Annotated in this window: 24 protein-coding genes; 16 read left to right on the top strand and 8 right to left on the bottom strand. The window is 70.0% G+C overall.

The genetic code is table 11. The features are described from left to right. Positions 1-9 precede the first annotated feature (9 nt). From AB3347_RS11250 to AB3347_RS11230, 5 genes are all read left to right on the top strand, one after another. Entirely contained in the window at positions 10-1,536 is a 1,527-nt protein-coding gene (locus tag AB3347_RS11250) for an MmgE/PrpD family protein (protein WP_369091880.1), read from the top strand. 117 nt (positions 1,537-1,653) lie between these two features. Next, positions 1,654-2,745, top strand: coding sequence for a DctP family TRAP transporter solute-binding subunit (locus AB3347_RS11245; RefSeq protein WP_369091879.1), 1,092 nt, complete (start codon positions 1,654-1,656; stop codon positions 2,743-2,745). 123 nt (positions 2,746-2,868) lie between these two features. Then, the gene (locus tag AB3347_RS11240; RefSeq protein ID WP_369091878.1) at positions 2,869-3,267 is read left to right on the top strand and encodes a hypothetical protein; all 399 of its coding nucleotides are present in this window, start codon (positions 2,869-2,871) and stop codon (positions 3,265-3,267) included. A 130-nt stretch (positions 3,268-3,397) separates the two neighbouring features. Further along, the gene (locus tag AB3347_RS11235) at positions 3,398-3,958 is read left to right on the top strand and encodes a DoxX family protein (RefSeq protein ID WP_369091877.1); all 561 of its coding nucleotides are present in this window, start codon (positions 3,398-3,400) and stop codon (positions 3,956-3,958) included. 77 nt (positions 3,959-4,035) lie between these two features. Then, on the top strand, positions 4,036-5,442 hold the full coding sequence (locus AB3347_RS11230; RefSeq protein ID WP_369091876.1) for an MFS transporter: 1,407 nt from the start codon (positions 4,036-4,038) through the stop codon (positions 5,440-5,442). Positions 5,443-5,782: 340 nt separating this feature from the next. On the opposite strand, the gene AB3347_RS11225 is transcribed toward AB3347_RS11230, so the two are convergent. From AB3347_RS11225 to AB3347_RS11210, 4 genes are read right to left on the bottom strand one after another with little or no spacing between them, the layout of a single operon-like run. Then, positions 5,783-6,760 carry a 2Fe-2S iron-sulfur cluster-binding protein gene (locus AB3347_RS11225; RefSeq protein ID WP_369091875.1) on the bottom strand — a complete coding sequence of 326 codons (978 nt, stop codon included), beginning with the start codon at positions 6,758-6,760 and terminating at the stop codon, positions 5,783-5,785. Between the two features lie 3 nt (positions 6,761-6,763). Continuing rightward, the gene (locus AB3347_RS11220) at positions 6,764-7,627 is read right to left on the bottom strand and encodes a fumarylacetoacetate hydrolase family protein (RefSeq protein ID WP_369091874.1); all 864 of its coding nucleotides are present in this window, start codon (positions 7,625-7,627) and stop codon (positions 6,764-6,766) included. A gap of 24 nt (positions 7,628-7,651) precedes the next feature. Continuing rightward, positions 7,652-8,659, bottom strand: a complete 1,008-nt coding sequence (locus AB3347_RS11215) for a cupin domain-containing protein (RefSeq protein WP_369091873.1) — start codon at positions 8,657-8,659, stop codon at positions 7,652-7,654. Between the two features lie 10 nt (positions 8,660-8,669). Further along, a complete protein-coding gene (locus tag AB3347_RS11210; protein ID WP_369091872.1) occupies positions 8,670-9,656 on the bottom strand; it encodes an ABC transporter substrate-binding protein in 987 nt (328 codons plus the stop codon). A gap of 242 nt (positions 9,657-9,898) precedes the next feature. Here AB3347_RS11210 and AB3347_RS11205 point away from each other — a divergent pair, with 242 nt between their 5' ends. The 6 genes from AB3347_RS11205 (at position 9,899) to AB3347_RS11180 (ending at position 15,891) form a co-directional block, all read left to right on the top strand. Next, complete coding sequence (locus AB3347_RS11205; protein ID WP_369091871.1) at positions 9,899-10,597, top strand: TetR/AcrR family transcriptional regulator; 699 nt, start codon at positions 9,899-9,901, stop codon at positions 10,595-10,597. A 191-nt stretch (positions 10,598-10,788) separates the two neighbouring features. Further along, complete coding sequence (locus AB3347_RS11200; protein ID WP_369091870.1) at positions 10,789-11,643, top strand: alpha/beta fold hydrolase; 855 nt, start codon at positions 10,789-10,791, stop codon at positions 11,641-11,643. 84 nt (positions 11,644-11,727) lie between these two features. Next, positions 11,728-12,621 (top strand): VOC family protein, encoded by an 894-nt coding sequence (locus AB3347_RS11195; protein WP_369091869.1) that lies wholly within the window; start codon positions 11,728-11,730, stop codon positions 12,619-12,621. Between the two features lie 55 nt (positions 12,622-12,676). Further along, positions 12,677-13,849, top strand: a complete 1,173-nt coding sequence (locus AB3347_RS11190; RefSeq protein WP_369091868.1) for a hydroxylase — start codon at positions 12,677-12,679, stop codon at positions 13,847-13,849. Continuing rightward, positions 13,849-14,751 (top strand): carboxylating nicotinate-nucleotide diphosphorylase, encoded by a 903-nt coding sequence (nadC, locus tag AB3347_RS11185; RefSeq protein ID WP_369091867.1) that lies wholly within the window; start codon positions 13,849-13,851, stop codon positions 14,749-14,751. Before AB3347_RS11190 ends, nadC begins: the two co-directional genes overlap by 1 nt. A gap of 6 nt (positions 14,752-14,757) precedes the next feature. Next, entirely contained in the window at positions 14,758-15,891 is a 1,134-nt protein-coding gene (locus AB3347_RS11180; protein ID WP_369091866.1) for an MFS transporter, read from the top strand. Between the two features lie 36 nt (positions 15,892-15,927). Here AB3347_RS11180 and AB3347_RS11175 read toward each other — a convergent pair whose 3' ends face one another. Together AB3347_RS11175 and AB3347_RS11170 are read right to left on the bottom strand one after the other, a co-directional pair. Continuing rightward, complete coding sequence (locus AB3347_RS11175) at positions 15,928-16,128, bottom strand: hypothetical protein (RefSeq protein WP_369091865.1); 201 nt, start codon at positions 16,126-16,128, stop codon at positions 15,928-15,930. 31 nt (positions 16,129-16,159) lie between these two features. After that, entirely contained in the window at positions 16,160-16,594 is a 435-nt protein-coding gene (locus AB3347_RS11170) for a hypothetical protein (RefSeq protein ID WP_369091864.1), read from the bottom strand. Between the two features lie 150 nt (positions 16,595-16,744). Here AB3347_RS11170 and AB3347_RS11165 point away from each other — a divergent pair, with 150 nt between their 5' ends. The 5 genes from AB3347_RS11165 to AB3347_RS11145 all read left to right on the top strand — a co-directional run bounded on the left by AB3347_RS11165 (position 16,745) and on the right by AB3347_RS11145 (position 22,766). After that, the gene (locus tag AB3347_RS11165) at positions 16,745-17,767 is read left to right on the top strand and encodes a zinc-dependent alcohol dehydrogenase family protein (RefSeq protein WP_369091927.1); all 1,023 of its coding nucleotides are present in this window, start codon (positions 16,745-16,747) and stop codon (positions 17,765-17,767) included. A gap of 188 nt (positions 17,768-17,955) precedes the next feature. After that, entirely contained in the window at positions 17,956-18,393 is a 438-nt protein-coding gene (locus AB3347_RS11160; RefSeq protein WP_369091863.1) for a universal stress protein, read from the top strand. Positions 18,394-18,412: 19 nt separating this feature from the next. Next, the gene (locus tag AB3347_RS11155) at positions 18,413-18,907 is read left to right on the top strand and encodes a universal stress protein (RefSeq protein ID WP_369091862.1); all 495 of its coding nucleotides are present in this window, start codon (positions 18,413-18,415) and stop codon (positions 18,905-18,907) included. 32 nt (positions 18,908-18,939) lie between these two features. Next, positions 18,940-20,181 (top strand): GGDEF domain-containing protein, encoded by a 1,242-nt coding sequence (locus AB3347_RS11150; RefSeq protein WP_369091861.1) that lies wholly within the window; start codon positions 18,940-18,942, stop codon positions 20,179-20,181. Beyond that, positions 20,178-22,766, top strand: a complete 2,589-nt coding sequence (locus tag AB3347_RS11145; protein WP_369091860.1) for a cation-translocating P-type ATPase — start codon at positions 20,178-20,180, stop codon at positions 22,764-22,766. Before AB3347_RS11150 ends, AB3347_RS11145 begins: the two co-directional genes overlap by 4 nt. 1 nt (position 22,767) lies before the next feature. On the opposite strand, the gene AB3347_RS11140 is transcribed toward AB3347_RS11145, so the two are convergent. Together AB3347_RS11140 and AB3347_RS11135 are read right to left on the bottom strand one after the other, a co-directional pair. Next, the gene (locus AB3347_RS11140) at positions 22,768-23,358 is read right to left on the bottom strand and encodes an NAD(P)H-dependent oxidoreductase (protein ID WP_369091859.1); all 591 of its coding nucleotides are present in this window, start codon (positions 23,356-23,358) and stop codon (positions 22,768-22,770) included. Then, positions 23,355-23,552 carry a hypothetical protein gene (locus AB3347_RS11135; RefSeq protein ID WP_369091858.1) on the bottom strand — a complete coding sequence of 66 codons (198 nt, stop codon included), beginning with the start codon at positions 23,550-23,552 and terminating at the stop codon, positions 23,355-23,357. Before AB3347_RS11135 ends, AB3347_RS11140 begins: the two co-directional genes overlap by 4 nt. Positions 23,553-23,649: the final 97 nt, after the last annotated feature.

Genomic DNA, 23,649 nt, shown 5'->3' with positions numbered 1-23,649 from the left:
GAGACGACGATGCAAACGAGCCGCAGGAAATTTGTCGGGCTGTCGGCCCTGATGGCCTCGGCCCCGGCCTGGGCCTTCCTGGAGGCCGGACAGGCCGCGGGAACGCCTGGCGCCGCTGCCATGCCGATGCCACCCCTGGACGCCATCCACGCCCTGGTGGCGCACTGCCTGGACACCCGCTACGAGGCGCTGCCGCCCGAGGTGGTGGCGGCGACCCGCACCCAGATTCTCGACACTGTGGCGGTGACGCTGCCGGCGCTCGACGCCGACGGCATCCGCCAGCTGCACGCCTGGAGCCGCAACAGCGGCGGCAAGGGCGAAAGCCTGGTGCTGGGCACCCGCACCCGCCTGCCGGCCGAAGCGGCGGCGCGCCTGAATGCGGCCATGGCCGCGGCGCTGGAATTCGACGACACCTACGAGCCCTCGCTGCTGCATGCCTCCTGCGTCACCATCCCGGTGGCGCTGGCGGTGGCCGACCTGGTCGGCGCCGCCGGCCGCAAGGTCGACGGACGCGAGCTGATCGCCGCGGTGGCGGCCGGCACCGACGCCGCCTGCCGCCTGTCGCGCGCCGGCTCGCCCGGGGTCTCGCCCTTCATCGTGGGCTGGGACCCGACCCCGATGTACGGCCACCTGGCCGCCGCGATGGTGGCGGCGCGCCTGTTGGGCCTGACGCGCGCCCAGGCCGTGTCCGCGGTCGGCCTGGCCTACCACCAGTTGTCGGGCAATGCCCAGGCCAGCGTCGACGGCACCCACGCCAAGCGCCTCGGCTCCGGCTTCGCCGCCTACGGCGGCATCCTGTCGGCGCGCCTGGCGCAGCAGGGCGTGATCGGTTCCGACCGGGTGCTGCAGGGCGTCAAGGGCCTGTTCAAGCAGTACCACGGCGGCAAGTACTCGGAAGAGGCGCTGCTGGACGGACTCGGCGCCCGCTTCGCCGGCGTCGACATCGCACCGAAGCCCTATCCGTCCTGCCGCGGCGGGCACGTGGCGATCGACGGCGCGCTCGACCTGGTCCGGACCCACGGCATCCGCCCCGACGACGTGGCGGCGGTCACGATCTACAGCCCGCCGGCCGAGATGATGCTGCTCGGCGCCCCGATCGAGAAGAAGCGCCGGCCGCAGAGCATCGTCGAGGCCCAGTTCAGCAATCCGTGGATGGTGGCGGCGGCGATCCAGGACCGCGACGTCGGCCTGCGCCACTTCAGCGAAGCCGCCCTGCAGCGTGCCGACCTGCTTGCCCTGGCGGCGCGCATGACGACGGTGGAAGACAAGGGCCTGGTGCGTCCCGACGGCGGTCCCGGTTTCGTGCGCCTGGAAATCACGACCCGCGCCGGCCGGACCCACGAGAAGCTGGTCAGGTTCGCCAAGGGCGACCCGAAGAACCCGATGACGGCGGCGGAGTACCGCACGAAGGTGTTCGAGTGTACCGACGCGGCGCGCATGCCGCGCCCGCAGGCCGAGCGCCTGATGGCGCGCTACGGGAAGCTGGAAGCCGAAACCGACGTGGCGGCGTTGAACGCGGCGCTGGCGATCGGCTAGCGCTCCTCGGGTAGCGCCCAGTTATGCGCCGCGCACATAGCAGACATTTCGACTGCAGCATTGTATGCAGAAGGGGTAGGTATGATAATCTCCAGAAGCAATATTAAGGCTGGATTCATGCTGGTGACACTTTTCAGGCGTGCTGCCTCGGCCGCGCGCACGCTCGCGCTGTGCGGCGCCGGCCTGCTGGGAGCAGCTGCCGCCGCCGCTGCCCCGGGTCCTGCGGGTGCGGTACAAGGCGCGCAAGCTTCCGTGCGCGAACTTGCAATCGCCGACTACCGCAGCTACCTGGCCGAGGATCACCCGGTGCGCCAGGGCATGCGCCGCTTCGCCGAGCTGGTGGAGGCGGGCAGCGGCGGGCGCCTGCGCGTCGTGCTACGTGCCGATGCGCTGCCCGGCACGCCGGCGCAGCAGATCGCCGCGCTGCAGGCGGGCGCGCCCGGGGCCCCGGCCCTGATGCTGGTCGCCGCTACCGGCCTGGCGCCGCTCGCACCCGATTTCGCGCTGCTCGACTTGCCCTATCTGGTGCAGGACCACGCCCAGGCCGATGCCTTGCTCGACGGCGTCTTCGGCGATGCCTTGTTGGCGCAACTGGCGCAACTGGGGCAAGCCCGCGGCGCTGGCCTGGTCGGGCTGGCCTGGTGGGAAAACGGCTTCCGCCAGATCACCAGCACGGGCGCGCCGATCCGCAGCGCCGATGCGCTGCGCGGTCTCAGGATGCGGGTGATCGACGCGCCGGTCTTCGTCGACACCGCGCGCGCCATGGGCGCCGAGCCGGTGCCGCTGGCCTTCGCCGACGTGCACGACGCCCTGCGCAGCGGCCGCGTCGCGGCCCAGGACAACTTCATTTCGCAGATCCTGGCAGGCGGCCTGCACGAGCTGCAGGCTTCGCTGAGCATCACCAATCATTCGTATGGCGCGCTGGTGCTGGTGGCGAACCGGGGCGCCTGGCGCGGCCTCGATCCGGCGCACCAGGCCCTCGTGGCGGGGGCGGCGCGCGAGGCCGGCCGCTTCCAGCGCGACGCTGCACGCGCGCAGGCGCGCCAGGCCATGGCCCAACTGGCGCGCAGCGGCATGGACATCCATGAACTCGCCCCCACGGAGCGGGACAAGCTGCGCGCGCGCACGGCGCCGCTGCGCAGCAGCCGCTTAGCCCAGCACAGCCCGGCGCTGTGGAAACTCTACCAGGCGCATCCCAGCGCGCGCTAGCGGGCGCCGGGGCAAGCGTCGACCATTTCACCCACCATAAAAACATTTCAGGACAGGAGACATCCGCGTGAACAAGGAACAGACAACCCAGCAATCGGCGCCCGCCGGCAGGAGGCAAGGCGCATGATCAGCGACAAGAACCTGAACCGGCTCTCGATCGTGGCCGGCCTGCTGCTGAGCGCCTACGTGGCGCAGGACCTGCATACCAACCCGCGCTGGTACGGCGACAACGGCCCCGGCGTGGGCAAGATGCCGCGCGAAGTCGTGGCCGGCTACATCGACACCGCCTACGGCAAAGGGCAGGTGGCCGAAGCGGCCCGCCTGTACTACACCAGGAAGACGGTCGACGTGACGCCGGACGCGCCCTACCGCAGCGACTCGGCGCCGCTCCGGTCGACGGTGCGCCAGGTGGTCGCCGAGGGCCTGAACGTGGTGGTCCACCACTGCGTGGAGGGCGGGGCAGACGCCGGGGCGCGCGAAGTGATCGACATGTTCCGCACCTCGAACGGGCGCATCGCATGACGCAAGACCATCGCCCAGGACGCGGGCAGCGCCTCGTGCGCCGCCAGCACGCTGGCGAAGCAGGTCGACCTCGGGCTCAAGCCGATCCCGGGCTGAGCCGGCTACAACAACCGCAACGGAGACAAGCATCATGGCAGTCACAACCCGTGTCCCTACCGACACCGCTACCCCCAACAAGCTCGACATCTGGTTCGTCGGCAAGCTCGTACTGACCTTCTTCCGCATCATGCTGGGCGCCTGGATGATCGTCAGCGGCGCCAGCCACCTGCTGTCGGTATTCGGCTATCCGCCGATCTTCCCCCAGCCGCTGGGCAACCTGCATCCTTCGAACGTGATGCTCGCCTCGCTGCTCGAAGTCGGCCTGTTCGACATCGTCAAGACGGTCGAGCTGCTGGTCGGCCTGTGCCTGGTGTTCAACGTGTTCGTGCCGCTGGCGCTGGCGGTGGCCCTGCCGGTGTCCTACATGGTGTTCCACAACTCGATCGCGCTGAACATGCGTTATGACCGCATCGTCAGCACCTACATGGCGGTGTGGTGCCTGTACATGAACGTGATCCTGCTGCTGGCCCATATCCGCTACTACCTGCCGATGCTCAGGATGCGTGCGCCGATGGGCAAGCTGTCCGATTTCAAGATGCTGCCCTCGATCTTCGACGCGCCGGAGCAGGACGCCGGCAAGGCCCGCCGTTGACGCCGGACGCGCCCCGCGCACCGGCGATATCGACCAACGCACGATCCATTCACGATCCTATCTGAGGCGGAACATTCATGGCTGACCACACCACCCAGGCCGACATGGCCAAGAGCCGGCGCCGCGCCGTCATCGCGAGCTACCTCGGCACCACGCTCGAGTACTACGACTTCCTGCTGTACGGCGTTGCCGCAGCGCTGGTCTTCCCGCATATCTTCTTTGTGAGCATGGACCCGATGCTGGGCACCATGTCGGCATTCGCCACGCTGGCGGCCGGCTACTTCGCGCGTCCGCTGGGCGCGGTGGTGTTCGGCCACTACGGCGACCGGCTGGGACGCAAGAAGATCCTGATGATCACCCTCATGATGATGGGCGGCGCCAGCGTGCTGATCGGCTTGTTGCCGAGCTACCAGCAAATCGGCGTGATGGCGCCGGTGCTGCTAGTGGTGCTGCGCCTGGTGCAGGGCTTCGCCATCGGCGGCGAGTGGGGCGGCGCGACCCTGATGTCGATGGAGCACGCCAAGCCCAAGGGACGCGGGCTGGCGGTCTCGATCGTCGCCTCGGGCGGTCCCAGCGGCGCGCTGCTGGGCACCATGGTGATGATGGGCTTTTCCAAGCTGCCGAACGAAGACTTCCTGGCCTGGGGCTGGCGCGTGCCCTTCCTGCTCAGCGCGCTGCTGCTGGTGCTGGGCATCGTGATCCGCATGAAGCTCGAGGAGACCCCGGAATTCGAGGAAGCGCGCAAGAAGCGCCTGGCCGCCGGCAAGAAAGTCAGCGTGCTGCCGGTGGTGACGGTGTTCCGCCACAACCGCGCCCAGGTGCTGTCGGGCGTGATCGGCGGCCTGGCGCCGCTGGCCTTCGCCACCTTCGGCGCGGCCTTCCTGCTCAACTACGCGGTCAGCGTGGGTCACAGCCGCACCGATTCGCTGCTGGCCATGACGGTGGCGAACTTCCTGCACATCTTCACCATGCCGTGCTTCGGCGCGCTGTCCGACCGCCTCGGCCGCCGTCCGCTCCTGATCACCGGCGCGATCCTGGGCGCGGTGCTGACCTGGCCGATCTTCCTGCTGGTGAACCAGGGCAGCCTGGGCGCCCTGATCCTGGCCCTGGTGCTGGCCCTGCCGGTGGTGCAGGCGATGCTGGGCGGCCCGGTGAACACCTGGATGGGCGAGAAGTTCGCGGCCGACGTGCGCTACAGTGGCATCGCGGTGACTTTCCAGATCGCCTCGACCCTGGGCTCGGGCCTGGCGCCGATGATCGCCTCCGGCCTGCTGGCCATGCGCGGCGGCACCGATCCGGTGCTGGTGGCGCTGTTCTTCGGCGGCCTGTGCGTCGTGAGCGCGATCGCCTACTTCTTCAGCGCCGAGCGCTTCGACCAGGAGCTGCCGGTGTACACCGCCGGCACGGAAGAGGCGCGCGAAGCCGAACGCGAGGCGCGCGGCGCGCTGCCGGCCGTCGATGCGGGCAAGCTCGGGGTGAACTGAGCGTCCTGAACGAAGCGTCGTGAACGAAGGCCCGCTGCTTGCAGCGGGCCTTTTCTTTTGCCGGATGCATTGCCCGAACGTAGGGTGGTCGGCTCCACCCGATAGTACACATAGCTATTAGCGATGGCGCCGACCGCGCGTTCAGACAGCGGGAGCACGGCCGCTCCGTCTGCGCCCAGGGGAGTTGAACGCGCGGGCGGCATTAGCGCCGCCGTTGGGCAGATCGCCGGGTGGAGCCGCCCACCCTACAACAGCGACCAAGCAAACAAAAAAACGCCGGGCGGACCCGGCGTAAAGGAGGAAGTGCACGTTTCGTGGCCGCGATCGCGGCCGACAGGAGCTACAGGTCGAGCACCAGGCGTTCGGACTTGGCGCGCGAGCAGCACACCATCATCGATGTGTTGGCCGCGCGCTGGGAGGCGGTAAGGACGTCGTCGCGGTGGTCGACTTCGCCTTCGAGTACGGCGACCTCGCAGCAGCCGCAGATGCCGGCCTCGCAGGAGGAATCGACGGCCACGCCGTTTTCCTGCAGCACCTGCAGGATGGTGGCGCCGGCCGGAACGCGCAGCTCGACGCCGCGCCTGGCCAGCTGCACCACGAAGCCGTCGCCGCCGCTTGCCGGAGGCTGGCTGGCGCCGAAGCGCTCCAGGTGCACCGTGCCGGGCGGGCGCGCGGCGGTGGCGGCTTCATAGGCGGCCAGCATCGGCGCCGGGCCGCAGCAATAGAAGTGGCTGCCCGCCGGCGCGGCCGCGACGATGGCGGCCAGGTCGAGCACCGCAGCGGCGTCCTCGTCGGCGTGCAGGTGCACGCGCGTGCCGAAGCGCGCCAGCGCCGGCAGGAAGGCCAGGTCGGCCTGCGCGCGGCCGGCGTACCACAGCTCGAAGGACGCGCCGAGCGCATCCAGCCGCTCGGCCATGCACAGGATCGGGGTGATGCCGATGCCGCCGGCGATCAGGACCGTGTGCGCGGCGTTTTCAAGCAGCGGGAAGTGGTTGCGCGGCCCGGACAGTTCGAGCAGGGCGCCGACGCGCAACTGCTCGTGCATGTAGCGCGAGCCGCCGCGGCTGTTGGGGTCGCGCTTGACGCCGACCAGGTAGCGCTGCGGCGCCGCCTCGGCATGCAGCAGCGAGTAGGAGCGGGTGATGCCGTTGCCGAGGTGGACGTCGACGTGGGCGCCGGGCGTCGCCGGCGGCAGCGTGGCGCCGCTTGGCGACACGAACTCGAACACCTGGATGTCGCGGGTGGCCCAGGCAACCGATTGCAGGCGCACCTGCAGCCGGTTGCGTGCGCCGGCGGATGGGGGCAGGGGAGCGTTCATGGCTCAGCCCTGGGCAGCGCGGACCGTGACCCGCATCGCCCCGATCCCGGCGATCTCGCAGTCCATCACGTCGCCCGGCAGCACCTGACCGACGCCGGCGCAGGTGCCGCTCATGATGATGTCGCCCGGGTGCAGGGTGTAGTAGCTGGAGGCCCAGGCGATCTGCTCGGCGATCCCGATGATCATCTCGGCGGTGTTGGCCTGCTGGCGCAGTTCGCCGTTGACCTGCAGGCGGATGTCGATCTTCTGGGCGTCGGCCACCTCGTCGGCCGTCACCAGCCAGGGGCCCAGCACCGCATAGCTGTCGACCGACTTGCGCAGCGAGCGGTCTTCCGGGCCGCGTACCGTCATGTCGAGCGCGATCGCGTAACCGGCCACGTAGTCCAGCGCCTCCTCGACTGACACATTGGCGGCGGTCTTGCCGATCACGACGCCCAGTTCCATCTCGTGGTGCGACAGGCGCTGCGGGAAGCGCAGGGCCACGCCCTCGCTTGGGCCGACCAGGCTGCTGGCGGCCTTCAGGAACAGGCCCTGCTCGCGCACTTCGCCCTTGTAGCGGTCGGTGAAGGTGGCCTGGTCGGCATTCGCCTCGGCCACGTGGTCGGCGTAGTTGACCGGCACGCCGATGATCTTGCCTGGGTTGGCCACCGGGCTCAGGAAGTGCGCCTTCTCGACGGGAATGGAGGCGGCGGACGGCAGCAGCTGGTTGATGGCGACCCGGACCAGGTCGAGGTTGGCCAGCAGCAGGTCGCCGGGCGCGGCCGGGTAGCGCACCGGCGGCAGGGCCTGCAGGGCCGCGCTCACGTCGTAGACCCGGCCGTCGACGACGGCGCCCAGTTGTGTTTGATTGAACCAGCAGATTTTCATGATGCTCTCTTTCAGTGAAACGGGTCAGGCGGCTGCCTGGATCTCTTCCTTCAGCAGGCCGAGGCGGCGCAGCACGTCGGCATCGGACACGACGAACAGGCGCGCACCGCCCTCGCTGTGGTGCGAGACCCAGTTGTGCTGCGGCAGCGTGAAGGTGTCGCGCGGGCCCCAGGCGATGCACTGCTCGCCGACCCGGGTTTCGCCATGGCCTTCGACCACGGTGCAGACCAGGTTGGCGTTGCTGCGCAGCGGCAGGGTGGGAACGCCGGCGTCCAGTTGCAGCATGGCGGTATCGAGCATCGGCATGGCGCCCTGGCCGTCGAGCGGATTCACGTAGCGCACCCGGCGCGCGCCGTCGGGCGAGCGCGGCGCGTGCTGCAGCGCGCGCACCGCATCCGCGTAGGGGTAGCGGAACACCGGCGAATGGTCGCGCCGCCCAAGGATCTGTTCGGGGACGATGTTGGGCGACGCAAAGGCGGCGTCCGGCATGGTGATCGGCGGCGCGCCGATCGGGCCCGGCTGGAACACCACGGTGCCCAGGTGCTGGTGCAGCGGCACGTCCAGCACGTCGAGCCACACGACCGGTTCGCTGCCGTCGTGGCGGTGCTCGTGCCAGCACATGCCGGGCGTGAGCACCAGGTCGCCGAAGGCCATCGGGCATTCCTTGCCGTCCACCAGGGTCACGGCGCCGGCGCCTTCCAGCAGGAAGCGCAGCGCGTTCATGGTGTGGCGGTGCGGACGCGCGGTTTCTCCCGGCAGCAGGCATTGCAGGGCGGCCAGCACGCTGCCGCAGGTGAACTCGTCGGCCAGCGAGGCGGCGTGCGGGCTGAGCATCTGCAGCACGCGGCGCTGCACCGCGGCCGGCGAGGTTTCCTGGAAGGCCAGGTCGACCAGCGGGCGGGTGTCTGCCCAGCGCCAGATGTGGGCGCCGGCGGGCGGAGGCGGCGGCTTGTGGGCGTTCGGGCTGTCCCACAGCGGCGCCAGGTGGGCGGCGTGCCAGATCGGGTAGGGGTCGCGGACGGATTCGCTCATGGCTGGCTCCTTACAGCTTGAAGGATTCGAAGGTACCCGGATGGAACAGGTCTTCGGGCGTCACGCGGCGCGCCGACAGGCCCTGGCGGTGGTGGTGGTCGAAGAATTTCTCGAGCACGTGGCGGTTTTCCTCGATGCCGTAAGACCAGAAGTCTTCTCCCATCAGCTCACGCGCTTCCTTCAGGCGCTCTTCGGCGAAGGGCAGGGTGATCTTGGTGGCCGAGGTTTCGCCCAGGTGTTCGAGCGCCACGTGCTTGGACTGGTTGAAGGCCTTGAACACGGCGCCCGGCAGCCAGGGATGGCGCTCGGCCAGCGTGCGGCGCACGCCCAGGATGTGCATGATCGGGAAGATCCGGGTGCGGCGGAAGTAATCCTTGGCGGCGGCCACCGGGTCGGGGAACAGCCAGCCGATGTTGGGGGTGCCCGGTTCCACGTCGGGGGCGCGCGGCGCAACGTAGGCGTCGATCTCGCCCTTGGCCAGCAGGCTGGAGATGGTCTCGCCCTCGGGCGCATCGACCAGGCGCACGTCCGGCGGCAGCGCCAGCTTGATCTTCTCCGGCCGGCCCGCGTGCGAAATGCCGCCGCGCACCCAGGTCACGTCGGACGGCGCGATGCCGTAGTCGTCCTGCAGGATCGAGCGCACCCACACGTTGGCGGTGAGCTGGTACTCCGGCAGGCCGATGCGGCAGCCGCGCAGGTCCTCGGGGCGCTTGATGCGGTCGGTGCGCACGTAGATCGCGGTGTGGCGGAAGGCGCGCGACAGGAACACCGGCACCCCGACGTAGGGCAGGGTACCGGCGGCCGCCTTGACCGTGGAACTGGAGAGCGACAGCTCGCAGATGTCGAATTCCTCGGCGCGGAAGGCGCGGAAGAAGATCTCCTCGGGCGACAAGGTCATGAAGACGGGATCGACGCCATCGATCTGGACGGCGCCGTCGATCAGGGGGCGGCATCGGTCGTAGTTGCCGATGGCCACGGAGAGCTGCAGTTTGTTCATGTGTTTCCTTGACAGGTGTATGACGCTATTTTTTGTGATCGCGCACAGGCGAACAACGCGAGAACGGTCATTTCAGCTATGCGTGCGCCGCATAGGCCGCGGAAAACATGCGCAAAGCCGCATAGCTCGTGGCATCCGGGCCGGCGCAGGGTGCGACGGGGTGCTGCCGGCGGTGGTCATTTCGCAATCTCCCGTGTTACCATTTTTTCTTTCCCGTCAGCCGAGTGCCACTGCCTATGTCCATGATCGACCGTCCCCGCCGTTCCGGAGAACACCGCACCAGCGCCGCCTCGCGCGAGCGCATCCTCGACGCCGCGTTCGAGGTGATCCGCGACGAGGGCTACAGCGGCGCGACCATGGCCAAGGTGGCCAAGAAGGCCGAGCTGCCGGTGGGGAGCGTGTACTGGCATTTCGAGAACAAGGACCTGCTGCTGGCGGCCCTGATCGAGACCAGCTATGCGCGCTGGCACAGCCAGGTGGCCAGCACCTTGCAGCCGCTGCCGGGCGAAAGCTTCGGCCAGCACATCGACCGCCTGTTCGGCAACGTCGACGCCGAGCGCCAGTACGACGCCGCCGACTTCTGGCGCCTGGGCGTGATCCTGAGCGTGGAGAAATCGGTGCGCGAGCAGGTGGCGCGCGAGCGCTTCCTGCACATCCGCCAACTCCAGCGCGCGGAGTTCGCGTCCTGGTGGTGCAAGACCCTGCCGCAAGCCCTGCTGGCCCACGATCCCGGCCTGCCCGACCGCCTGAGCGGCTTCACCCTGGCCCTGCAGGATGGGAACGCGATCGCCGGCGCTTCCGGCGAAACCATCCACGCTTTCCGGCCGATGCTGGCGTCCAGCCTGGCGCACCTGGTCGAGCAGGCCGAGGCCCAACTGCCGGCGCAGCAGGGCGCGGCCCGCAAGCGCCGCAAGCCCGAGGCGGCCGCGGCCAAGGCTTGAACGCGGCGCCCGCGCGCTCATCCTGGCGCTACCCAGGCCGGCATCGCCCAGCGATCGCCGGCCATTTTTTTGGTGAAAATAAAATGTTGATTCTAGAACGTGGATTCAGCTAATATGTCTCGACCACTGCGCGGCCGGCATCTGTGCGGCGTGCGGAAGGCAAGCTAACCTGAAGACGAATGGAGGAAGACGTGGCGATCGTGACCGAAGAAAACACCAGCAAGCGCATCAAGACCAGGAACTGGGACATCCACTACCACGAGGCGGGGCAGGGCCATCCGCTGGTGCTGGTGCACGGCGGCGGCCCGGGCGCCTCGGCCTGGAGCAACTACAACCCCAACATCGCGACGCTGGCGCGCAAGTACCGCGTGCTGGCGGTCGACCTGCCCGGCTGGGGCAAGTCGCAGGCCGTCACCTACGACCAGCGCGACAACAGCGGCGCCCTGGCCGAATTCCTGGAAGCGCTGGGCATCGGCCAGGCCGCCTTCGTGGGCAACTCGATGGGCGGTTCGTCCTGCATCCGCCTGGCCTACGAGCGCCCGGAACTGGTCTCGCACCTGGTCACCATGGGTTCCTCGGCCGGCGTGCCGGGCATCTTCGATGCGGCCGGCCTGAGCGAAGGCGTCAAGGCGCTGGAGGCGGCCTACTTCAATCCCTCGATCGAGACCATGCGCAAATTCGTCGAAGGCATGGCCTTCGACACCCGCCACGTGACCGACGAGCTGCTGGCCGAGCGCGTCAAGGCCGCCCTGGCGCGCCCCGACCACATCGCCGGCTGGAAGAGCGGCCACGGCAAGCCGATGGTCAAGCTGGACACGCAGCGCGTGCCCACCATCACCGCCCCGACCCTGCTGATGCACGGCCGCGACGACCGCACCGTGCACTTCAGTTCGGCCCTGGTGCTGGCGCGCATGATCTCGAACTCGCGCATCTACATCGTCAACCGCTGCGGCCACTGGGTCCAGCTCGAGCACACCGACGAATTCAACCGCGTGATCGATTCCTTCATCGAAGGCAATCCGGTGGCGGTGCGCCAGGCCGCCTGAGCACGGAAACAAAGCCGGGGCGGATTGCGCCCGGCTTGAACGAATATTCCAGAACGTGGAATCAATAAAACAAGGAGACAGCGAATGATCAAATCGCTTGCCTATCTGGGCGTGCGGTCCCCCGACTACCAGGAATGGGAACGCTTCGGCCCCGAGGTACTGGGCCTGCAGGTGGCCGGCCACGGTCCGGACGGCGCGGTGCGCCTGCGCCTGGACGAAGTGGCCCAGCGTATCGTCATCCATCCGGGCGAGCGCAATGCCGTCGCCTACATTGGCTGGAGCGTGCAGGACGAAGCCGCCGCCAAGGCGGTGGCCGGGCGCGCGAGCGCCCACGGCATCGAGGCTTGCCGCGCCGGCGCGGACGAATGCGCCGAGCGCAAGGTGGAGGGCTTCTACTGGTTCAAGGACCCTTCCGGCTTCCGCCATGAGCTGAGCTGGGGCCTGCACCATACCGTGGTCGCCTTCCGTCCGGGCCGCGCGGTCTCGGGCTTTCGCACCGCCGACCAGGGCCTGGGCCACGTGGTGCTGGCCGTGAAGGACCTGGACCAGGGCGATCGCTTCTACCGCGACGTGATGGGCTTCCACCCGTCGGATACGGTGCGCGACGGTCCGCTGGTGGCGCACTTCTACCACCTGAACGGCCGCCACCACTCGCTGGCGATCAGCGCGCTGCCGACCCGCGAGGTGGCCTTCCTGCACCTGATGATCGAGGTGAACGCGATCGACGACGTCGGCACCGCCCACGACATGTGCCTGCAGCGCGAGATCCCGATCACCACCACCCTGGGCAAGCACAGCAACGACCAGATGTTCTCGTTCTACATGTACACGCCGTCGGGCTTCCGCCTCGAGTACGGCTGGGGAGGACTGGACGTGAACCCCGACCTGTGGACCCCGCGCACCTACGACAAGCCGAGCAGCTGGGGCCACCGCCGCCAGCACGCGGAACTGACCGCCCTGAAGCTGGACGAGGCCTGACGCCCCGATCCGCCCCCCACACCTTTCGCAAGACCTAGAATTCAAGGAGTGCAACATGCATCCGGTACGAGAAACCATCATTGGCAACATCGACAGCTTCATCCAGGAAGAACTCCCCAGCATCGAACTGGGCCGCGTGACGGACGAAGGCGCGCGCCTGATCCGCGATAGCGGCCTGGTGCGCATGCTGCAGCCGAAGCAGTACGGCGGCTTCGAAGCCGACCCGCGCGAGTTCTACCAGGCCGTCATCGAACTGGCCTCCAAGGCCTCGTCGCTGGGCTGGGTCGGTTCGGTGGTGGGCGTGCACCCGTTCCAGTTCGGCCAGGGCGACCCGCGCATGCAGGAAGAAGTCTGGGGCGACGACCACGACACCTGGACCGCCTCGCCCTATGCCCCGATCGGCCGCGCCCGTCGCGTCGAGGGCGGCTACATCCTGAGCGGCCAGTGGCCGTTCTCCTCGGGCACCGACCATTGCAAGTGGGCGGTGCTGGGCGGCCTGGCGGAAAGCCCCGACGGTCCGGCCGGCGAGTTCACCGTGCTGACCCATTTCGTGCTGCCGCGCGCCGACTACGAGATCCTGCAGGATTCCTGGAACGTGATGGGCCTGCAGGGCACCGGCAGCAAGGACGTGCTGGTGCAGGAAGTCTTCGTGCCGGAATACCGCACCTATAACGTGCAGGCCCTGAACGACTGCGAGTACGCCAGCCGCCACCGTCCGGGCAGCGCGCTGTACCAGATTCCCTTCGACCTGTTCTTCCCGGGTGCGATCTCGGCCGCGACGCTCGGCATCGCCGCCGGCGTGGTGAACCACTTCGCCGAGTACACCGGCAGCCGGGTCTCGCGCATGGGCGTCAAGCAGACCCAGAACCCCTACCACATGGCCTCGCTCGGCGCCGCCCTGTCCGACATCGACGCCTCCTGCCAGCACGTGCTGAACGAGGTCGGCGAGATCTACAAGCTGGTGCAGGCCGGCGGCAAGGTTACCAGGGAGATGAAGTACAAGGCGCGCGTGAACCAGGTGCGGGCGGTGCGCCGCGCCGCCGAGGCGGCCGCCGAGGTGTTCAAGCACGCCGGCGGCAATGCCAGCCGCGTCAGCAATCCGATCCAGCGCACCTGGCGCGACCTGTCGGTGGCCATGGGCCATGCCTGCAACGTCGACGATCCGGTGTACGCGGCCTATGCCGGCTCGCTGTACGGCATTCCGGTCCCGCGCGGCGTGGTGATCTGATGCAGACGGCCCCGGACGCCGGCCTGGACCGCGCATTCCTGCAGCAAGTCGAGGCCGACGTCCGGCGCGCGCTGGCGGAAGACGTCGGCAGCGGCGACCTGACCGCCGCGCTGGTGCCGGAGGGGCAAACGGCGCGCGCCGGCATCGTCTGCCGCGAGGCGGCGGTGATCTGCGGGCAGCCGTGGGTGATGGCGACGCTCGGGCAGGTGGCGCCGTCCGCCGTCGCCACCTGGCACGTGGCCGACGGCGGGCGCTGCACGCCCGGCCAGACCGTCGTCGAATTCACGGGGCCGGCGCGCGGCCTGTTGACGGCCGAGCGCACTTGCCTGAACTTCCTGCAGACGCTGAGCGCGGTGGCGACCAGCACCGCCCTGCACGTCGCGGCGGTGGCCGGCACCGGGGCCGCGATCCTGGACACGCGCAAGACCATTCCCGGCCTGCGCGTGGCCCAGAAGTATGCGGTGCGCTGCGGCGGCGGGCGCAACCACCGCATGGGCCTGTACGACGCCATCCTGATCAAGGAAAACCACATCGCGGCGGCCGGCGGCCTGGGCGCCGCCTTCGCCGCAGCCAGGCGCCACGGCGCACAGGCGCGCTTCATCCAGGTCGAAGTCGAGACCCTGGACCAGCTCGAGGAAGCCCTGCAGGCCGGCGTCGCCATGGTCTTGCTCGACAATATGCCGATCGAGCGGATCCGCAGCGCGGTGCGGATGGCGGCCGGGCGCTGCAGCCTGGAAGTGTCGGGCGGCGTCACCCTGGCGCGCCTGCGCGAGCTGGCCGAGACCGGCGTCGACCGGATCTCGGTGGGCGCCCTGATCAAGGACATTCGGGCGATCGACTTCTCGATGCGCTTCCAGGCCGCGCCGGTCGAACGCACGCGCGGCGCCGCGGCGCCGGCCTGAGGATCCATGAAGCTGCGGGCGCTGGTCGCGCTGATGGTGCTGGCGCACACGGCCTTCGCCGGCGGGCGCGTGGCCCTGACCCTGTCCGCCATCCGGCTCGGTGCGACGTCGCTGCAGGTGGGCCTGGTGGTCAGCCTGCTGGCGCTGGTGCCGATGCTGCTGTCCGTGCATGCGGGGCGCTGGACCGACCGGCGCGGCACGCTGCGGCCGACGCTGCTCGCGCTGCTGTTGCTGGAAGCGGGGTTGCTGCTGGCCCTGCTGCCTTCGCTCGGCATGCTGGGCGCGAGCGCGGTGCTGCTGGGCAGCGGCTTCATGCTGGTGCACGTGGCCCTCCACAATGCGGTGGCGGCAGGCTGCGCGCCCGCCCTGCACCCGCGCGCCTACGCGCTGCTGGCGCTCGGGAATTCCACCTCCACCATCGCCGGCCCGGTCATCGCCGGCTTCCTGCTCGACCTGGCGGGGGCCGCCTGGACCTTCCTCGCCCTGGCCACCTTGCCCTTGCTGGCGCTGTGCGCGCTGGCCCGCGCGGCCGGCGGCATGGCGCAGCCGCACGCGCCAGGGCGGGCGCAGGGCAGGGCGCGCGTCATCGACCTGCTGCGCCACCCGCCGCTGCGCGCGGTGCTGCTCGTCAGCGCGCTGCTGTCGATGGGCTGGGACCTGTTCGCCTTCATGATGCCGGTGCACGGCAACGCCATCGGGCTGCCGGCATCGCGCATCGGCCTGGCGATGGGCGCCTTCGGGGCCGGGACCTTCGTGGTGCGCCTGTTCACGCCCGCGCTGGCGCGCCGGTGGTCGGCGTGGCAGGTGCTGGGCGGCGCGCTTACGGTGGCGGCCGCGGTCTACCTGGGCTTTCCGCTGGTGCGCAGCCTGCCGCTGCTGCTGGCCGCGGCCTTCGTCCTCGGCCTGGCGCTCGGCTGCGCGCTGCCGACCATCATGAGCGCCATCGGGCAGGCCGCGCCGCCCGGCCGCGGCGGCGAGGCGATCGGCATCCGCTCGATGCTGGCCAACGCGAGCCAGACGCTGTTGCCGGTCACGGTTGGAGCGATCGGTTCGGCAGGCGGGACGCAGGTGGTGTTCTGGATCGTGGGCGGCATGCTTGCCGTGGGCGCGCTATGCGCGCAGCTGCAGCCGCCGAAATGAAGCAGGCCGGCCTGCCCGGGCAGGCCGGCGCCTGGTTCAGCCGCCGTTCCGGCGCGCCAGCCTGTCCCTGACCATGAACGCCAGGGTCAGGATGCAGGCGAACACCGGTGGCCCCCAGTCGTAGATCCGCAGCGGGCGCGAGCCCATCGTGGTGGAAAACGCCATGACCACGAGGGTCCAGGCCAGTGCCGTCGCGATGACCGCGACGAAGTCCTTCGTGCTTGCTGTGTTGTTCATGCATGCATCCTTCCAGTATGTACAGGGCGGTCTATCTGGACCAGGGGAAGGCCGGCTGCGCTTTCACGCGCAGCAGCCCGGCGTAGCTCTTGCCGTAGGCGAGAATCAGCAGGCCGCACAGCAGCAGCTCCTGCGTGCCGGTAAACAGCTGGCGCGGATGGGGCGAGACGAACAGGTTCAGGTAGACGATCTGGAAGGCGATGCCGGCCATGACCGCCAACGCCAGCGGCGCCAGGATATTGAACAGCAGCATCGATCCCAGCACGATTTCCAGGTACTTGATGAAGGGGTAGAAACCGATGTTGTTCATCTCGGCGAGGTAGGGGCCGACCGCGCCCGCCTTGCTGAAGTCCGGGATCACGCCGAACACGGCGTAGTTGATGCCGGATTTCAGGAAGTGGATCGCATAATAGAAGCGCAGCCACATCACCAGGTATTTCCATGGGCCTTTTTCGGCGTCGATCACATTGTCTCCTTGTTGTGTGTTTCAAAGTGGAAAAGGCAATGTAGATGGCGGGATTGGGCGGAGCAATCGCCATTCCTGCAATCCTGATATGCAGGTTCCGCTTGTGCGCCGTGGCGCCGGAGGCGTAAGCTGACGCCCATGGATCCCACCATGCCCCTGAGCACGCAGATGAGCGCCATGCTGCTCGACGCACCCGGCCGGCCGCTGCGCCCGGCGACGCTGCCGGTGCCGCAGCCGCAGGGGCGCGACATCCTGATCCAGGTGACGGCCTGCGCCGTATGCCGCACCGACCTGCACATCGTCGACGGCGAGCTGGCGCCGCATCTGCAGCCCCTGATTCCCGGCCATGAAATCGTCGGCCGGGTGGTGGGAGGCGGGCCGCAGGCGGGACGCTTCCGGCCGGGCCAGCGGGTCGGCGTGCCCTGGCTCGGCGGCAGTTGCGGCAGCTGTTCCTACTGCAGGGCGGGACGCGAGAATCTGTGCGAGCGCGCCGTGTTCACCGGTTACGACCGCCATGGCGGCTTCGCCGACTACACGCTGGCCGACGAGCGCTACTGCTTTGCGCTGCCGGACGCCTACGACGATCCGCATGCCGCCCCGCTGCTGTGCGCAGGCCTGATCGGCTACCGCGCCTATGCCATGACCGCCGGCGCGCAGCGGCTCGGGCTGTACGGCTTCGGCGCGGCCGCCCACCTGATCGCCCAGCTGGCGCTGCACCAGGGGCGCGAGGTGCTTGCCTTCACCCGTGCCGGCGACCTGCGCTCGCAGGCGTTCGCGCGGGCGCTCGGCGCCAGCTGGGCCGGTAGCGCCGGCCAGGCGCCGCCGGCCCCGCTGGACGCGGCGATCCTGTTCGCTCCCGCAGGGGAGCTGGTGCCGCAGGCGCTGGCGGCCAGCCGCAAGGGCGGGATCGTGGTCTGCGCCGGCATCCACATGAGCGACATCCCGTCCTTTCCCTATGCGCTGCTGTGGGGCGAGCGCTGCCTGCGTTCGGTGGCGAACCTGACGCGGGCCGACGGCGAGGAGTTCTTGCGCCAAGTCAATCACGGCGAGGTGGCCACCGCGGTGAGCTGCTACCCGCTGGCGGCCGCCAACACGGCCCTGGACGACCTGCGCCACGGACGCATCGACGGCGCGGCGGTGCTGGTGCCCGCGGCGGCGGCCGGCGCACCCTAGGACGCCATGTTGTCGGGCCGATCAGCAGGTTTTTGATCTGGGTCAAAGATTTTGCCGATCCAGGAGAACAGACTGGTTCCGCTTCGCTCGAATCTCGATGAGCCGAAGCAGCGGTCGCGCGCGTGGGGAGCGTGCGTCCATAGCGCGAAGGCATCCCAGCACCTGACCATCACCTTCCGGAGGTCGCCATGTACCAGCGTATCCTGTTGCCCACCGACGGGTCGGAGGCGTCCCGGCGCGCCTTCCTGGCCGGAATCGACTTTGCCAGGAGCGTCGGGGCCGAGGTGGTCGCCATGACCGCCACGCCCGAATTCCATACGTTTACCACCGACAGCGCGCAACTGGAGGAGACCCCGGCGCAGCATGCCGAAGCGGGCAGGGCGCGCGCCGAGCGCCTGCTCGGCGAGGTGCTGGCCGCCGCGCGCGACGCCGGCGTGCCCTGCACCGGCGTGCAGGCGGTGTCCGACGAGCCCTACGAGGCCATCATCGCGACCGCACGCGAACGCATGTGCGATCTGATCGTGATGGCCTCGCACGGCCGCAAGGGCCTCAAGGCGTTGCTGCTGGGCAGCGAAACCCAGAAGGTCCTGGTCCACAGCGCCATCCCGGTGCTGGTGCACCGCTAGCAAGCCAAAGGAGACAAGCATGTACCAACGCATCCTGGTGCCGACCGACGGTTCGCCCGTTTCCGAAGCGGCCGTCGATGCCGCCATCGACTTCGCCCGGGCGCGCGGCAGCGCCATCGTCGCGCTGGGCGTGGCCGTACCCGAGCCCAGCTTCCAGTCGCTCGAGGGCGCGGTGGCCTACGATCCCGGCCTGCAGGTCGAGCTGCTGCTGGAACACGCGAAAAACCATGTCGACGCGATCGCGGCGCGCGCCCGGAAGGCCGGCGTTCCCTGCACCGAGCTCACCAGCAGCGCGCTCGATCCGGCCGAGGCGATCGTCGAGACGGCAAGGGCGCAGCATTGCGACCTGATCGTCATGGGCTCGCACGGGCGGCGCGGCCTGAGCCGCCTGCTGGCCGGCAGCGTGACCCAGGCCGTGCTGGCGAACGCGCCGGTGCCGGTGATGGTGCTGCGGCCGGCCGGCAACGCAGCGGCAACGCAGGCCCGGACAGCGGCCGCTCCCGGCGGCGCCTGAACGGCGGCCGGGTGCGCCGAGGAATCGCGCCAGTGCGGCAGAGCCGGCCAGCAGCCGAAGATTCCGACGGGAAAACGGCATTCACTGATACCAAGGGCGGCAGTGCTGCGTCCACGCCAAGCCCAGCGGACATTCCTGAAGCTGGGGGCTGGCGTCTTCTGCGCAGCCTGTTCGCCGCGGCTACCGCCAGGCTCGACCCCACGGAGGAACGCGAATTCGCTCAGGCGCTCGACCGTAGGCTGGACGCCACGCTGCCCGCCTTCGGCCCCGCATTCGGCATCGGCGTGCTGCTGTTCGGCGCCTGGGATTACTGGATCGCGCCGCAGCTGGCCGCCAGTGCCATGCTCCTGCGCCTGGCGCTGGTCCTGCTCGGCGCCGTCGGCTACCTGCGCTGGCGCGGACGGATCCCGGTTGCCTGGCGCTGCGGCCTGGTCTATGTCACCCATGCCGCGGCAATGATCCTCAGTGCCGGGCTGCTTCCCGACGGTCTGGTGCTGGCGCTGCCGGCGATTACCGGCATCATGTTCCCGCTGGCCCTGGTCGAGCCGCGCCTGGGCCGCCTGGCTGCCATGGCGGTGCCGCCGGCCCTGCTGTTCCTGGTACTCGGCGCGACGGTGCTGCCCGGAAAGGTGTTCGCTAGTAGCGTACTGGTGTATGCCGCGATGCTCGGCCTGGTGGCGGCGGTGGCGTTGTTCCAGGGACATCTGTTGCGCAAGGAATTCCTGGCCGAGCGCGCCCTGACCTATACGGTGCGCCACGACAGCCTGTGCGGCGTGCTGGCGCGCGGCTACCTGCTCGAACTGGCCACCCACGACATCGCGCTCGCCCGGCGCTATGGCCATCCGCTGGCGATCGGCATGGTCGACATCGATTATTTCAAGCGCGTCAACGACACCTGGGGCCACGCGGTCGGCGATGCGCTGCTGCGCGCCGTCAGCGAGGCGTGCTCTGGCGCACTGCGCGCCAGCGACTACTTCGGCCGGATCGGCGGCGAGGAGTTTGTCTGTGTCATGCCCGAGACCGACGAGACCGAGGCCCTGGCCTGCGCCGAGCGCATGCGCCTGGCCGTGGCCGCGCTGCGCCTCGAGACGCCGCAGGCGGTGGTGCGCTGCACGATCAGCATCGGCGTCGTCCAGCTCGACGCAAGCCATGCGGACATTGCGGCGCTGCTCGCCGCCGCCGACACGGCCTTATACTTTGCCAAATCAAAGGGGCGCGACCGCGTCGAGCTGGCACGCTGCGCGCCTGATCCTGTCAGGAGGGAAAGCGGATGAAGATCGAGCCAGGGGCTGTCGGGCCCGAAGGCCTGGACAGCGCCGAGGCGGCGCGCCGCCTGGCGCGCGACGGGCCGAACCTCTTGCCCGACACCGGGCGCCGGCGCTGGCGCCGGATGGCCGCCGAGGCGGCGCGCGAACCGATGTACCTGCTGCTGGTGGGCGCCGCACTCCTCTACCTGATGCTGGGCGATCCGCTCGAGGGCGCGTTCCTTCTCGGCATGGTGGTCCTGATGCTATGCATGACGCTGTACCAGGAAGGGCGCACCGAGCGCGCGCTGCAGGCGCTGCGCGAGCTGGGGTCGCCCACCGCGCTGGTGTGGCGCGACGGCCGCGCCCAGCGCCTCCCGGCCAGCGGACTGGTCGAGGGCGACCTGGTCGAACTGGGCGAAGGCGACCGGGTGCCGGCCGACGGCCTGCTGCTGGCGGCGGCCGGGCTGCAGGTGGACGAGTCGCTGCTGACCGGCGAGTCGGTGCCGGTCAGCAAGCTCGCCGCGCAGCAGGACGGGGCCAGCCCGGCGCGTGCGCAGGCGCCCGGCGGCGCCGACCTGCCGTGGGTCTACTCGGGCACCCTGGTGGTGCAGGGGCATGGCCTGGCGCGAGTCAGCGCCACCGGGCCGCGCAGCGAGATCGGCCGCATCGGCGCCGCGCTCGGCCGCATCGCCCCGCCGCAGGGCCGCCTGCAGCGCGAGACGCGCGCGCTGGCGCGGCGCCTCGCGATCCTGGGCGTGGTCGTCAGCGCCTTGCTGGTGCTGCTGCTGGTATGGCGCGGCGGTGCGCCGCTGCAAGCACTGCTGGCCGGCATCGCACTGTCGATGTCGATGCTGCCGGAAGAATTCCCGGTCATCCTCACCGTGTTTCCCGCCATCGGCGCCTGGCGCCTGGCGCGCAGCCGGGTGCTGACCCGGCGCCTGGCGGCGATCGAGATCCTGGGCTCGACCTCGGTGCTGTGCGTCGACAAGACCGGCACCCTGACCGAGAACCGGATGGCGGTGGCGCAATTGTGGCGCGCCGGTGCGGTCCACCAGGCCGCATCCGGCGCGCCGATGGCGCCGGCGCACCAGGAAGTGCTGGAGTGCGCCCTGCGCGCCAGCCGCGCTCTCGGCACCGATCCGATGGAGGCGGCGTTCTGGCGCCTGGCCGGCGAGGCCTTGCCGGAGGCCGGTGCGCCGCCGCCGGGCTGGACCCTGGCGCACGAGTACGGGCTCAGTGCCCAGCGCCCGGCCCTGGTGCAGGTCTGGGATCGCGGCGGCGCCGGCCTGCTGGTGGCCGCCAAGGGCGCACCCGAGACGGTGGTCGCGATGTGCGGGCCGGACGCGCCCGGCGCCGCAGGGGCGCTGGGGGCCGCGGCGCGGATGGCGGCTGCCGGACTGCGCGTGCTGGCGGTGGCGCGGGCGCGGGCGCCGGGCGGTCCGCAGGCGTGGCCGGCCGATCCCGCCGCGTTCGGCTTCGAGCTGCTCGGCCTGGCCGCACTGGCCGACCCGCTGCGCCCGGACATCCCGGCGGCGGTGGCGGCCTGCCGGGCGGCCGGCCTGCGGGTGGTGATGATCACCGGCGACCATCCCGAGACCGCGCGCGCGATCGCGCGCCAGGCCGGGCTCCAGGCAGGGACGCCGGATGCGGTCCTGACCGGCGCGCAGATCGCCGCGCTCGACGACGCCGCATTGGCGCGCCGGCTGGAGGGGGCCGACGTGTGCGCACGCATCGCGCCCCAGCAGAAGCTGCGCATCGTGCAGGCGCTTCAGCGCGACGGCGCGGTGGTCGCCATGACCGGCGACGGCGTCAACGACGCGCCGGCGCTGCGCGCCGCCAACGTCGGCGTGGCGATGGGCCTGCGCGGCACCGACGTTGCGCGCGAGGCCGCCGAACTCACCCTGCTGGACGACCGCTTCGCCTCGCTGGTCGAAGCCATCGCGTCGGGACGGCGCATCTTCGGCAACATGCGCAAGTCGATGTGCTACGTGATGGCCATGCACGTGCCGATCGCAGGCATGGCGCTGCTGCCGGTGCTGCTGGGCTGGCCGGTGATGCTGTACCCGCTGCACATCGTGTTCCTCGAGCTGGTAATCGACCCCGCCTGTTCGCTGGCCTTCGAGAACGAACCGGCCGAGCCGGACCTGATGCGGCGCCCGCCGCGTGGGCGCGACGAAGCGCTGTTTGGAAAGGCCGCCATTGCCGGCGCGCTGGCGCAGGGCGCCTGGGTACTGGCATTGCTGGTGGCGCTGTACGGCTGGGCGCTGTCCGGGCTGGCCGAACCGGAGGCGCGCGCCGCCGGATTCGCCGGCCTGGTGCTGTGCAGTCTCGCGCTCCTGCTTTCGAACCGCCAGCGCCACGGCTTCGCGAGCACGCTGCAGGTCGCCAACCCGGTGTTCTGGGCCATTGCCGGCACGGCGCTGGTGCTGCTGGCGCTGGCGGTGTGGGTGCCGGCGCTGGCGCACATGCTCGGCCTGGCGCCGCCGCCGCCCTCGGCCGTGGCCGCGGCGGGCGCGGTGGCGGTGCTGGCGCTGGCCGGCCTCGAGCTGCGCAAATGGCTGGCGGCGCGGGTGGCGCGGCCGGCGCCGCCGCAGCCACGGGTGGCAGACTGAATCAGGCCGCCTTGGCGCCCAGGCGGCCGAGCCGCGCGCAGCAGCGCCCCACGCGTTCCGGCGGCATCGACCCCGCCATCCCGACGATCGTCGCCCGCACCGGCTTCAGGCCGGCGAATTGCAGGATGTTGCGGCGCAGGAGCTGGACGCCGTGGGCGCCGAAGAACCAGCGGTAGACGAGCGCCGGCATGCCCATGGTAACGATCACGCGCGCGCTGCGTCCGGCCAGCAGGCCGGAGTGCAGCGGATTGGCCGGCGCGGGCGCGATCGCGAAGCCGGGGCGGAGCACCTGTTCCAGGAAACCCTTCAGCAGCGCCGGCATGTCGCCCAGCCAGAGCGGATAGACCAGCACGATGTGCTCGGCCTGCCGGATTGCCTCTTGCGCCGGCAGCAGCGCCTCCGGCGCCGGGCCGTCCTGCCATTGCGCCGGATCGGACAGCAGGGGAAACGCCAGCTGCGCCGGTTCGATGGTGTCGACGCTGTGGCCGGCGGCGCGGGCGCCGTCGGCATAGGCGTCGGCAAGCAGGTGGCACAGGTGTTCGCGCGAGCGGTCGGGGTGCCCCTGGATGATCAGGATGCGCCTGCCCATCATGGGCTCCGGCACAGGCTGCGGCGCACCCAGACGCTGCCGTCGGCGCCGCTGTCGAGCGTGAAGCCGAGGGTGGCGGCCAGGGCCTGCATGCGCGTATTTTCCGGCAGGGCGATGCCCGCGACCAGCGGCACGCCGCGCGCCGTGCAGTAATCGAGCAGGCAGGACAACAGGTGTTGAAGATTGCGGATGCTCATGGATACTCCCGGCGTTGATCGGCCAGCACCAGTCTAGCGAGGTGAAGCGATATTTCATTTGATCGACATCAAAATGCACCAAAAAGCAATCTGTTAT

Source organism: Massilia sp. X63 (genome assembly GCF_041023745.1).
GTDB lineage: Bacteria > Pseudomonadota > Gammaproteobacteria > Burkholderiales > Burkholderiaceae_D > Telluria.
This window is presented reverse-complemented; position numbering and strand designations above follow the sequence as displayed.

What these genes read in the sequence shown, in the direction of transcription:
- AB3347_RS11250 (WP_369091880.1), top strand. Translation starts at nt 10, where the DNA reads ATGCAAACGAGCCGCAGGAAATTTGTCGGGCTGTCGGCCCTGATGGCC.
- AB3347_RS11245 (WP_369091879.1), top strand. Translation starts at nt 1,654, where the DNA reads ATGCTGGTGACACTTTTCAGGCGTGCTGCCTCGGCCGCGCGCACGCTC.
- AB3347_RS11240 (WP_369091878.1), top strand. Translation starts at nt 2,869, where the DNA reads ATGATCAGCGACAAGAACCTGAACCGGCTCTCGATCGTGGCCGGCCTG.
- AB3347_RS11235 (WP_369091877.1), top strand. Translation starts at nt 3,398, where the DNA reads ATGGCAGTCACAACCCGTGTCCCTACCGACACCGCTACCCCCAACAAG.
- AB3347_RS11230 (WP_369091876.1), top strand. Translation starts at nt 4,036, where the DNA reads ATGGCTGACCACACCACCCAGGCCGACATGGCCAAGAGCCGGCGCCGC.
- AB3347_RS11225 (WP_369091875.1), bottom strand. Translation starts at nt 6,760, where the DNA reads ATGAACGCTCCCCTGCCCCCATCCGCCGGCGCACGCAACCGGCTGCAG.
- AB3347_RS11220 (WP_369091874.1), bottom strand. Translation starts at nt 7,627, where the DNA reads ATGAAAATCTGCTGGTTCAATCAAACACAACTGGGCGCCGTCGTCGAC.
- AB3347_RS11215 (WP_369091873.1), bottom strand. Translation starts at nt 8,659, where the DNA reads ATGAGCGAATCCGTCCGCGACCCCTACCCGATCTGGCACGCCGCCCAC.
- AB3347_RS11210 (WP_369091872.1), bottom strand. Translation starts at nt 9,656, where the DNA reads ATGAACAAACTGCAGCTCTCCGTGGCCATCGGCAACTACGACCGATGC.
- AB3347_RS11205 (WP_369091871.1), top strand. Translation starts at nt 9,899, where the DNA reads ATGATCGACCGTCCCCGCCGTTCCGGAGAACACCGCACCAGCGCCGCC.
- AB3347_RS11195 (WP_369091869.1), top strand. Translation starts at nt 11,728, where the DNA reads ATGATCAAATCGCTTGCCTATCTGGGCGTGCGGTCCCCCGACTACCAG.
- AB3347_RS11190 (WP_369091868.1), top strand. Translation starts at nt 12,677, where the DNA reads ATGCATCCGGTACGAGAAACCATCATTGGCAACATCGACAGCTTCATC.
- nadC (WP_369091867.1), top strand. Translation starts at nt 13,849, where the DNA reads ATGCAGACGGCCCCGGACGCCGGCCTGGACCGCGCATTCCTGCAGCAA.
- AB3347_RS11180 (WP_369091866.1), top strand. Translation starts at nt 14,758, where the DNA reads ATGAAGCTGCGGGCGCTGGTCGCGCTGATGGTGCTGGCGCACACGGCC.
- AB3347_RS11175 (WP_369091865.1), bottom strand. Translation starts at nt 16,128, where the DNA reads ATGAACAACACAGCAAGCACGAAGGACTTCGTCGCGGTCATCGCGACG.
- AB3347_RS11165 (WP_369091927.1), top strand. Translation starts at nt 16,745, where the DNA reads ATGCCCCTGAGCACGCAGATGAGCGCCATGCTGCTCGACGCACCCGGC.
- AB3347_RS11160 (WP_369091863.1), top strand. Translation starts at nt 17,956, where the DNA reads ATGTACCAGCGTATCCTGTTGCCCACCGACGGGTCGGAGGCGTCCCGG.
- AB3347_RS11155 (WP_369091862.1), top strand. Translation starts at nt 18,413, where the DNA reads ATGTACCAACGCATCCTGGTGCCGACCGACGGTTCGCCCGTTTCCGAA.
- AB3347_RS11145 (WP_369091860.1), top strand. Translation starts at nt 20,178, where the DNA reads ATGAAGATCGAGCCAGGGGCTGTCGGGCCCGAAGGCCTGGACAGCGCC.
- AB3347_RS11140 (WP_369091859.1), bottom strand. Translation starts at nt 23,358, where the DNA reads ATGATGGGCAGGCGCATCCTGATCATCCAGGGGCACCCCGACCGCTCG.
- AB3347_RS11135 (WP_369091858.1), bottom strand. Translation starts at nt 23,552, where the DNA reads ATGAGCATCCGCAATCTTCAACACCTGTTGTCCTGCCTGCTCGATTAC.